Source organism: Streptomyces sp. NRRL S-87 (assembly GCF_000719335.1).
GTDB lineage: Bacteria > Actinomycetota > Actinomycetes > Streptomycetales > Streptomycetaceae > Streptomyces.
The window spans coordinates 39,728-49,786 of the sequence record NZ_JOGB01000050.1; the positions used below are offsets into that span (position 1 = coordinate 39,728).

Genomic DNA, 10,059 nt, shown 5'->3' on the forward strand with positions numbered 1-10,059 from the left:
ACCCCCGACGCCGCCCGCTCGCTCAGGCGGCCTCCGGCGTGAACAGCCGCAGCCGGTGGGCGAGGGCGGCGGCCTCGCCCCGGCCGGCCACGCCCAGCTTGGCCAGGATGTTCGAGACGTGCACGCTCGCCGTCTTCGGCGAGATGAAGAGTTCCTCCGCGATCTGCCGGTTGGTGCGCCCGGCCGCGACCAGCCGCAGCACGTCCCGCTCGCGGCTGGTCAGCCCCAGCGCCTCCGCCGGGTCCTCCTCCGGATCCGCGTCGGCCCGTACGACCTGCGGGTCCTCGGCGCCGGTGAGCGGCAGCCGGGCCCGGCGGGCGAGCAGCTCCAGTTCCTCGCGCAGCCGCCGGCAGCCCAGGCGCCCGGCGGTGTCCAGCGCGTCGCGCAGCAGCGCGGCCGCCACGTCCCGGTCGCCGCCGGCCGCCAGCAGGGCCTCGGCGAGCCGGTGGCGCACCCTGGCCAGCAGGTACGGGCGGCTCAGCGGCCGGACGGCCGCCTCGACCTCCGCCCAGTCGGAGAGCGCGTCCCGGCCCTCGGCGCGCAGCAGTTCGGCCCGTACGTAGGCGGCGTGCGCGACCCACAGGGGCACGGGCGTGGCGAGGGCCCTGGCCTGCTTGCGGATCGCGTCGAGGGCGGCGGCCCGGCCGGCGTCGGCAGAGGGCAGGCCCCGCGCGTCGGCCTCGCCGGTGGCGGCGGCCAGCAGCATCGGCCAGGCGTAGCGGTGGTTGCCGGGCGGGATGCCCTGGGCGATCGACTCCGCGAGGGTGGCCCGTACCTCCTGGATCCGGCCTTCGGCCGCCGCGATGCCGATGGCCATCCGGTCCAGCGGGATGCGGTGCTGGGGCTGGCTGTCGTGGGTGCCGAAGTGGGCGCGGGCGGCGGCGAGCTGGGCGGCGGCCTCGCCGAGGGCGCCGCGGGCCAGCGCCAGGTGGGAGAGCTGGAGCGCGCCGGCGCCGCGCGGCTTGCCGGTCTGGGCCACCTCGAGCGCGCGCCGGGCGTGGTCGGCGCACTCCTCCCAACGGCCGAGGCTGTAGAGGGAGTCGGCCTTGTTGCCGCACACCCAGGCCTCGCTGTCGAGGAGCCGGTACCGGCGGACCAGGGCGATGCCCTCGTCGGCCAGGGCCACGGCGTCCTCGGAGCGGCCGTTGTTCTCCAGCTGGGAGGAGAGGTTGATGTGGGCGCGGCCCAGGATGGCGGCCAGGCCGAGGGCCACCGCCCGGTCCTTGACCTCCTCCATGACGGCGAGGCCCCCGTCGATGTCGCCGGCGTCGGACATCAGGCTGCCCAGGGTGAGCCGGGCGTTGAGCTCGACGTCCTCGGCGCCGACCAGCCTGGCCACCTCGACGGCCCGTTCGGCGGTGGCGAGGTTGTCCGGGCCGGGATCGTGCAGCATGCCCCAGGACGCGGCGTGCGTGAGCACCTCGGCGTGCACCTGGGACGGCGGCAGGCCGCGCACCAGCTCCTGGGCGGTACCGAGTTCGGCCCAGCCGTCGCCGCGGCCCAGGCTGGAGATCAGCCGCGAGCGCTCGGTCCAGAACCAGGCGGCGCGCAGCGGGTCGTGGTCGTCCTCCAGGGTGCGCAGGGCCGTCTTGGTGAGCTTCAGGGCGCGTTCGCGCTCGCCGCCGTACCGGGCCGCGACGGTGGCCTCGGCCATCAGGTCCAGCCACTGGAGCGGAGCGGTGGCCGGGTCGCATCCGCAGGGCGGGTAGACGTCGGTGTAGTCGGCGGGGCGCAGGGCGTCGCGCACCTCGCGGGGGGTGTCCTCCCACAGGTCGACGGCCCGTTCCAGGAGCCGCAGCTGCTCGGCGTAGGCGTACCGGCGGCGGGCCGCGACGGAGGCGTCCAGAGCGGCGGGCAGGGCCTTGGCCGGGTCGTGGGCGGCGTACCAGTAGCTGGCCAGGCGGATCACCCGCTCCTCGGCGCGCACCAGGGTGTCGTCTGCTTCCAGCGCCTCGGCGTAGCGGCGGTTGACGCGGGAGCGCTCGCCCGGCAGCAGGTCGTCGCCGACGGCCTCGCGGACGAGGGAGTGGCGGAACCGGTAGCCGTCCCCCTCGGGCGTGGCGAGCAGGACGTTGGCGGTGACGGCGGCGCGCAGGGCTTCGAGCAGCTCGTCCTCGGAGAGTCCGGCGACGGCGGCGAGCAGCGGGTACTCGACGGTGGAGCCGCCCTCGGCGACCAGCCGGACCACCCGCTGGGCGGTCTCCGGGAGCACCTCGACCCGGACGAGGAGGAGGTCGCGCAGGGATTCGGTGAGGCCGGGCGGGCAGCTGCCGCCGCCCCCGCAGGCGGCGAGCTCCTCGACGAAGAAGGCGTTGCCGTCGGAGCGGGCGAAGACGTCGTCGACGAAGCGCTCGTCGGGCTCGGAGGCCAGGATGCCGGCGAGCTGGCGGCGTACCTCGGCGCGGGTGAAGCGGGCCAGTTCCAGGCGGCGTACGGTGCGCAGCCGGTCGAGCTCGGCGAGCAGCGGCCGCAGCGGGTGGCGGCGGTGGACGTCGTCGGCGCGGTAGGTGGCGACGAGGGCGAGACGGCCGCGGGCCAGGGTGCGGAAGAGGTACGCGAGCAGGTGGCGGGTGGAGGCGTCGGCCCAGTGCAGGTCCTCCAGGACGAGCACGACGGTGCGGTCGGCGGCCAGCCGCTCCAGCAGGCGGGCGGTGAGCTCGAAGAGGCGGGCGGTGCTCTCCTCGTCGTGCGGGCCGCGGGAGGTCTCGCCCAACTCGGGCAGGATGCGGGCGAGTTCGGACTCCTGACCGCCGGCCGCGGCGGCGAGCTGCTCGGGCAGGCGGCGGTGCAGGGAGCGCAGAGCGGTGGAGAAGGGGGCGAAGGGCAGGCCCTCCGCGCCGATCTCCACACAGCCGCCGACGGCCACCACGGCGCCCTGCCGGGTGGCCTCGGCTATGAACTCCTCGGTGAGGCGGGTCTTGCCCACCCCGGCCTCACCGCCAATGAGCAGGGCCTGCGGTTCGTGCGTGGCCGCGCGGTCGAGTGCGTCGGTGAGGACGGCCAGTTCGTCGGCTCGGCCGACGAACACCGGGCTGACGGATCTGGTTTCCACGTCGCCGAGCATCGCACAGAGATCGACTGCGGCGGCACTGGGTTTCACCGGGCTTCTCACGGAACTCCCGCCTCCGGGACGAGGGGTGGCGGGCCCGCCTCAGGGGTGTCGGGGCGGGACCGCACGTGCGGGTCGGAAGGGGAGCGCAGGCCCGGCCGCGCCTACGCGGCGCGGGTGAAGCGCTCGCGGGCGGCGCGCCGGTCGGTGCCCTGGCCCGTGCCCTCGGTGGCGGCCGCGGCCCGCTGCGCCTGGCGCACGCGGCGGTAGGCCTCGGCCTGGCGGATGAGCTCGGCGTTGCGCATGGTGGCGATCTCGTACTCGAACATCTTCGTCTTCTCCTCTGACCGGCCCGCCCCGTTGGGCGGACACTCGCCGTGTTGCGGTCACTTCGTTTCGATGTGCCTCAAGCTTCGCGTGCCAGGGGGTGCTGCCACATCGGGCGACTTCCGCATCTGCGCGGGACCGGGGGCCTTAGACGGGAGCCCTACGCCGCGGTTCGGCCCTGAGTCCCGGCCCCGGTCTAAGGCGGGGCGGGGCGTCGGGTAAGGCGGGTCGGGCACCTTCAGCGCCCGGCCGGGGTCCCGGGGCGGGCGGCGTCCCGGGACCGGCCCGGCGTGCGGGGGCAGTGCGGGAGGAGCAGGGTGGAGGTATCCCACCCCAGCCGACCGGAGGTAGCCGTGGTTGCGACGCCGGACCGAGACCGCACTGCCGGCAGGGGGCCCCGGGCGGCCCCGAGGGCCGCCGCTCTGACGCTGGCCGTCTGCGCACTGGTGTCGGCGGGCGGTACGGGGGTGGCGGCCGAGGCCCGCCCGGCCGCCGTGGCTGCGGGCCCGGCGGCGGTCGCGGCCGACACCCGGTTCGACCGGATCGCCGTACAGGCCCTCGACGACATCGTGGCGGGCGACTTCGTCGCGGCCTCGGCCCGCTTCTCCCCGACGATGCGCCGGGCCCTGCCCCCGGAGGCACTCGCGAGGGCCTGGCAGACCTGCCAGGACGTCTTCGGGGACTACCGGTCGCACGGGGATCCGTCGGACGTCACGGTCGGCGCGCTCACTGCGGTCGACATCCCGATGACGATGTCGCAGCAGTCCGCCGCCCTCCGGTTCGTCTTCCAGCAGGACGGAAGCGTGGCCGGTCTGTGGTGCCTGGCGCCGAACACCCCGGTCACGTAGCCGCGCCCACGGGTGGGCGGGCCTGCCGCGAGCCGGCGGGCCGGACGCGGCGGGCTCCCGTGCGCCGCGCCGGCCGTCGGGCGGGTGTCAGGACGCGGCGGAGCGCCACTCGGGGGCGAGGAGGGACCAGACCTCGGTGGACTGGCGACGCCCGCGGTGGAGGTAGTTCTCCCGCTGGACGCCCTCGAGGGTGAAGCCGAGCCGCTTGGCGACCGCGATGCTCTTCTCGTTCTCGGTGCAGACGTGCCACTCCAGGCGGTGGATGCCGCGGACGTGGACGGCGTGGTCGATCAGCACGCGGCAGGCCTTGGTGATCAGGCCCCGCCCCGCCCCGGCCGGCTCCATCCAGCAGCCCACCTCGGCGTTGCCGCCCGCCGCGTCGAAGACCGGGAAGAGGACCCCGCCGCGCAGGGTGCCCTCGATCCAGATGCCGAAGAGGCGCGTGCTGTCGTTCGCCGCCTTCTCCGCGTTCGTGCGCAGGAACTCGCGCGTCCCGTCGAGGTCCACGGCCCGGTCGGGGAACGCGATGTACTGGCCGATGAACTCGCGGCCGCGGTCCATGTGCGCGAGGAACTCCTCGGCGTGCCACACCTCCAGCGGCCTGAGCTGGGCGTCGTCGGCGAGGTCTATCGCGAACATCGGGCTCCTTCTGCGGTGACCGGCGGTGGCCGGCGGTGGCCGGGCTCTCGTCACCGGACGGGGTTGCGGGCGGGCGGATCAGGCGTGCGTGGTCGCAGCCGGCTCCGCGCTTTCGTCGCTCACCCGCTGCGCCGGAAGTGTCGCATGCCGCGGCAGGTCCGGCGGCTCGATGCTGATCCTGGGCAGCCGCCGGTCCAGCCAGCCGGGGAGCCACCAGTTGGCCCCGCCGAGCATGTGCATCAGGGCCGGGACCAGCAGGGTCCGCAGGACGAAGGCGTCCAGGGCCACGGCCGCGGCCAGGGCGATGCCGAACATCGCGATGATCCGGTCGCCGGACAGGACGAAGGCCAGGAAGACCGAGATCATGATCACGGCGGCGGAGTTGATCACGCGGCTGGTCTCGGCCAGGCCGACCCTGACCGCGCGGCGGTTGTCGCCGGTCTCCAGCCACTCCTCGTACATCCGGCTGACCAGGAAGACCTGGTAGTCCATGGAGAGCCCGAAGAGCACGGAGACCATGATCACGGGCAGGAACGGTTCGATGGGCCCGGCGCTGCCGAGGCCGAGCAGCTCGCTCCCCCAGCCCCACTGGAAGACCACGACCACGATCCCGAAGGAGGAGGCGACGGCGGCCACGTTCATGGCCGCGGCCTTGAGCGGGATGCCGATGGAGCGGAAGGCGAGCAGCAGCAGGAGGCAGCCGAGGGCGATGACCACTCCCACGAACAGCGGCAGCTTGCCGACGATGATCTCGGCGAAGTCGTCGTAGCCCGCCGTCACGCCGCCCACGTGCACGTCGAGGCTGCTGCCCTGCTCCGCGGCCGGGATGACCTCGTCGCGCAGCCGGTCGACCAGGTCGCTCGTCTGCCGGGACTGCGGGGAGGTCTCGGGTACGACCGGGATGACGGCGGTGTCGCCGGCCCGGTTGAGGACCGCGTGCCCGGCCGTCGCGACGCCCGGGGTGTCGCGTACGGAGTCGGCGAGGCGGTCGAGCGCCAGCCGGTCCCCCGCGCCCTCCAGGTGGGCCACGAGGGTGAGCGGCCCGTTGACGCCGGGGCCGAAGCCGTCGGCGAGCAGGTCGTACGCCTGGCGGGTGGTGGAGGTGGTGGGGTTGTTGCCCTGGTCGGAGGTGCCCAGGTGGAGGGAGAGGGTGGGCAGCGCGAGGACGGTCATCACGACGGCGGCGACGGCGCCCAGCAGCTTGGGGTGGCGTTCGACGAAGGCGGCCCAGCGGGCGGCGAAGCCGGTGGTGGTCCCGGGCTCGGGGCCGCGCTCGGCGAGGGCGCGGCGCTCGCGCCGCGAGAGCGCGCGCATGCCGATGTACGAGAGCAGGGCGGGCAGCAGCGTCACGGACGCGGCCACCGTGAGGACCACGGTGAGGCTGGCGGCGATCGCGACGCCGTTGAGGAAGTTCAGCCGCAGGATCAGCATGCCGAGGAGGGCTATGCAGACGGTGGCGCCGGCGAAGACGACGGCCCGGCCGGTGGTGGCCACGGCGTTGCGGGCGGCCTCCTCGACGGCGAGGCCGCGGCGCAGGCCCTTGCGGTGGCGGGTGACGATGAACAGCGCGTAGTCGATGCCGACGCCGAGGCCGATCAGGGTTCCGAGCATGGGCGCGAAGTCGGCGACGGCCATGGCGTGGCCGAGCAGGGTGATCCCGGCGTACGCGGTGCCGACGCTGACCAGGGCGGTCGCGAGGGGCAGCAGGCTGGCGGCCAGCGAGCCGAAGGCGAGGAAGAGGACCACGCCCGCGACGACCACGCCGATGACCTCGGCCAGGTGCATGCCGGGGGCCTCGGTGAGCTGGACGGCCCGGCCGCCGAGCTCGACCTGGAGGCCTTCCGCCTCGGCGGCCTTGGCGGCGTCGACCACGGCCCGGGCCTGGGACTTCGGCACGGAGTCGGCCTGCTGGTCGAAGGTGACCACCGCGTAGGCGGTGCGGCCGTCCCGACTGATCTGGCCGGCGCCGTCACGCTCGTACGGGCTGGCCACCGAGCCGACGCCGGGCAGTCCGGAGATCGTCTCGAGGGCCTCGGACATCCGCTGCTCGACGGAGGCGCTGTGCACGGTGGCCGGGGCGCTGGTGCGCCAGACCACGGTGTCGGTGTCGCCGCCCTGGCCGTGGAAGCCCTGTTTGAGCAGGTCGTTGGCCTTGCCGGACTCGGTGCCGGGCACCTCGTAGTTGTTCGAGTACGCGGCGCCGGCGACGGTCGCTGCGGTGGCGGTGCCGCCGAGGGCGAGGAGCCAGATCAGGACGGCGAGGAGGCGATGCCGCATGCACCACCGCGCGATAGCTGCCAACGAGCGTGCTCCCTGATGGATCGGATCTTTACGGGAGAGGCCCGCGCGCAAAGAACGACGAAGAACGAGGCGGGGGTACGCCTTCCCGGACCAGGAGGGGGTTTTGCCCCACCCGCCACCATGGCAGCGATTGGTGATCGTTGGTCCGTTTCGTGGGCATCGTCACAGGGGCCGCACAGGCACCGCACGGACCGGGGGCTTCCGGCCGGGGACCGTCAGCGGCGGGTGTTGACGAAGCCGACGACCACGGAGCCCCACCAGCACCCCTGGGAGACCAGCGCGGTGCCGCCGGCCCAGACGAGGGCGGCGCGGCTCGGCGCGCCGGGGGCGGAGAGGCGGCGGGTCAGCAGCCCGGCCTGGAGTCCGTTGACCGTGAGCAGTGCGATCAGCCCGATCTTGGCCCGGGTCAGCGGGGAGGACAGGTCGGGGTGGAGCATCAGGCCGCTGACGACCAGGCCCACGAGGCCGGCCCAGATCGGGACGTGCAGGCGGGAGGTCACGTTGAGCGCCTCGGAGAGGGGGGCGCGGCCCATGAGCCAGAGGGTCCCGTACCAGTCGGCGGCCAGCACCGAACCGAAGCCGAGGACCAGGGAGGCCAGGTGCACGAAGAGCGCCGCCTCGTGCAGGACGGGGTCGGTGCGCACGTGGGTGGAGAACCAGAGGCCGCCGGTGAGCAGCACCACCGCCATGAGCGCGGCCGCCGCGACCGTCCACCAGGAGTCGTACAGCCGCACCGGTCTGAGGACGCCGGGCGCGGGGGTGGGCGCGGGAAGGGCGGACATGACGGGCTCCTGGCGGGGATAAGGATGACCTAAGCAGGTAAGGCTTACCTAAACCTTGCGAGGTCCGTCAAGGCCGTCCGACCGCCGGACCACGAGGTGAGACGGGTCCGGCGGGGGGACCTGGTACCCGGGGACGGAGGGCCAGCGGACGGTGAGGACCACGGAGTCCTCCTCGGCGCACCAGGAGTGGTCCACGCCCCGCCCCCACACGACGTAGTCGCCCTGCTCGGCGAGGACCACGCTGCGGCCGGGGAACTCCAGCCGGAACCGGCCGCTGATCAGCACCTGCAGCGCGACCCGCCGCTCACCGCGCACCCACTGGCCCCGCTCCTCACCCTTCGGGTGCACCCCCCACTTAATCTCGACCTCCCCGCTGTGGCGGAGGTCACCGGGGTCCTTGAAGTGGCCGAGCAGCCAGCCCCGGTCGAGCGGCGCGTCCTTGCCGGCGTTGCCGACGTACACGTCGGGAGTCATGGAGTCTTCCGAGGTCATGAGCCCGAGGCTAGGGCAAAACCGATTGCCCGCCTGCCCGACCAGTGCTGAGCTGGCCGCATGACGTTCGATCAAGATTCCGACCCCGACCGCCGGCGACTGCTCGCGCAGTACGACCGCGAGATGCGCCTCGGCGCCCGCCCCGACGGCACCGGCGCGGTGGTGGAGGCGACCGGGCGGGTGGTACGCCAGACCTCCCCGCCGCCCGGCTGGAACGCGGTGCTGTGGTCCGGCCTCGACGAGTCGACCGCGGACGCCGAGATCGCCGCACAGGTGGCGCACTACGCGGCGCTCGACGGCGGGGCCGGCCGTCCCTTCGAGTGGAAGCTGTACGCACACGACGGCCCGACCGACCTGGGCGCGCGGCTGGCCGCGGCCGGCCTCGAACCCGGGGAGCCCGAGACCCTGATGGTGGCCCGCGTGGCGGACCTCCCCCGGGAGCCCGAACTGGCCCCGGGCCTCCGACTGGTGGCGGTCACCGACGCGGCCGGGGTCGCGCTGATGGAGGAGGTGCACGACCGGGCGTTCGGAGCGCCCCGCCCGGACCTGGCGCACCAGATCCTGACCCAACTCACCGAGCGACCCGACACGATCGCGGCCGTGGTCGCCCTCGCGGCGACGCCGGACGGCGAACGCCCGGTCAGCGCCGCCCGTTTGGAGATGACGCCGGGCACGGCGTTCGCCGGACTCTGGGGCGGCGGCACGGTGGCGGAGTGGCGCGGCCGGGGCATTTACCGCGCGCTGGTGGCGTACCGTGCGGCGATCGCGGCGGCGCGCGGCATCCCGTACCTCCAGGTCGACGCCTCCCCCATGAGCCGACCCATCCTCGAACGCCTCGGCTTCACCCCCCTCACCACGACGCGCGAGTACAACTGGGCCCCGAACACCCCCTCTCCGAACCGCACAGACCTCGAACCCGCACCCACACCCGCACGAACCGAACCCGAACCCGAGCCCGAGCCCGCACGAACCGAACCCGAACCCGAAACAGGCGCGCAGATCATGACCACGGAACGCATCGGCCCGCCCCTGACCGGCGGCGAGCGCGAGACCCTGCGCGCCTTCCTCGACTACCACCGCGCCACCCTCGCCATGAAGTGCGAGGGCCTCACCGACGAGGAGCTGCGCCGCCGCTCGATGCCGCCGTCGACCCTGTCGCTGCTGGGCCTCGTCCGACACATGGCGGAGGTGGAACGGACCTGGTTCCGCCGGACCATGAACGGCGAGGACCTCCCCCTGCGCTGGTCCGCCGAGGGCGACTACCAGGCGGCGTACGACGCCACGGGCGCCACCCGCGCCGAGGCCTTCGCGGCCTGGGAGGAGGAGGTCGCGCACGCGCGCCGCATCGAGCAGGCCGCCGAGTCCCTCGACGTGACGGCGCACAACAAGAACTGGGACGAGGACGTCTCCCTGCGGCTGGTGATGCTCCACCTGATCCACGAGTACGCCCGCCACAACGGCCACGCGGACTTCCTCCGCGAGGGCATCGACGGCACGGTGGGCGCCTGACGCCCGAACGTCTCGCAGCCCCGTCAGGCCGTCCCGTGGTGTGTGGGGGAGGCGCTTGACAGGGGTGGCAGGCTGGACCGGAGGCAGGCCCGGGCCAGGGGTGGCCGCAGGC

The 10,059-nt window shown here is 74.2% G+C and carries 8 protein-coding genes and 1 pseudogene; 3 read left to right on the plus strand and 6 right to left on the minus strand.

The window, feature by feature from the left end:
- Nucleotides 1-22: 22 nt before the first annotated feature.
- The gene (locus IF43_RS0126885) at nucleotides 23-3,064 is read right to left on the minus strand and encodes a helix-turn-helix transcriptional regulator (protein ID WP_030205874.1); all 3,042 of its coding nucleotides are present in this window, start codon (nucleotides 3,062-3,064) and stop codon (nucleotides 23-25) included.
- A gap of 149 nt (nucleotides 3,065-3,213) precedes the next feature.
- Nucleotides 3,214-3,378 carry a hypothetical protein gene (locus IF43_RS41815; protein WP_158939508.1) on the minus strand — a complete coding sequence of 55 codons (165 nt, stop codon included), beginning with the start codon at nucleotides 3,376-3,378 and terminating at the stop codon, nucleotides 3,214-3,216.
- A 351-nt stretch (nucleotides 3,379-3,729) separates the two neighbouring features.
- Here IF43_RS41815 and IF43_RS0126895 point away from each other — a divergent pair, with 351 nt between their 5' ends.
- A complete protein-coding gene (locus tag IF43_RS0126895) occupies nucleotides 3,730-4,224 on the plus strand; it encodes a DUF3887 domain-containing protein (protein ID WP_158939510.1) in 495 nt (164 codons plus the stop codon).
- Between the two features lie 87 nt (nucleotides 4,225-4,311).
- Here the strand turns inward: IF43_RS0126895 and IF43_RS0126900 are convergent, their stop codons facing one another.
- The 4 genes from IF43_RS0126900 to IF43_RS0126915 form a co-directional block, all read right to left on the minus strand.
- A complete protein-coding gene (locus tag IF43_RS0126900; RefSeq protein ID WP_030205876.1) occupies nucleotides 4,312-4,863 on the minus strand; it encodes a GNAT family N-acetyltransferase in 552 nt (183 codons plus the stop codon).
- 78 nt (nucleotides 4,864-4,941) lie between these two features.
- Nucleotides 4,942-7,164, minus strand: a complete 2,223-nt coding sequence (locus tag IF43_RS0126905; RefSeq protein WP_030205877.1) for an MMPL family transporter — start codon at nucleotides 7,162-7,164, stop codon at nucleotides 4,942-4,944.
- Nucleotides 7,165-7,379: 215 nt separating this feature from the next.
- Nucleotides 7,380-7,946 (minus strand): hypothetical protein, encoded by a 567-nt coding sequence (locus IF43_RS0126910; protein ID WP_199922792.1) that lies wholly within the window; start codon nucleotides 7,944-7,946, stop codon nucleotides 7,380-7,382.
- Nucleotides 7,947-7,994: 48 nt separating this feature from the next.
- The gene (locus IF43_RS0126915; RefSeq protein ID WP_051796240.1) at nucleotides 7,995-8,420 is read right to left on the minus strand and encodes a hypothetical protein; all 426 of its coding nucleotides are present in this window, start codon (nucleotides 8,418-8,420) and stop codon (nucleotides 7,995-7,997) included.
- 78 nt (nucleotides 8,421-8,498) lie between these two features.
- Between IF43_RS0126915 and IF43_RS39870 the strand changes: the two are divergent.
- Together IF43_RS39870 and IF43_RS39875 are read left to right on the plus strand one after the other, a co-directional pair.
- Nucleotides 8,499-9,299: pseudogene (locus IF43_RS39870) on the plus strand (GNAT family N-acetyltransferase); the annotation flags it as partial.
- Nucleotides 9,300-9,440: 141 nt separating this feature from the next.
- The gene (locus tag IF43_RS39875) at nucleotides 9,441-9,947 is read left to right on the plus strand and encodes a DinB family protein (RefSeq protein ID WP_037890222.1); all 507 of its coding nucleotides are present in this window, start codon (nucleotides 9,441-9,443) and stop codon (nucleotides 9,945-9,947) included.
- The last annotated feature ends 112 nt before the right edge of the window (nucleotides 9,948-10,059 follow it).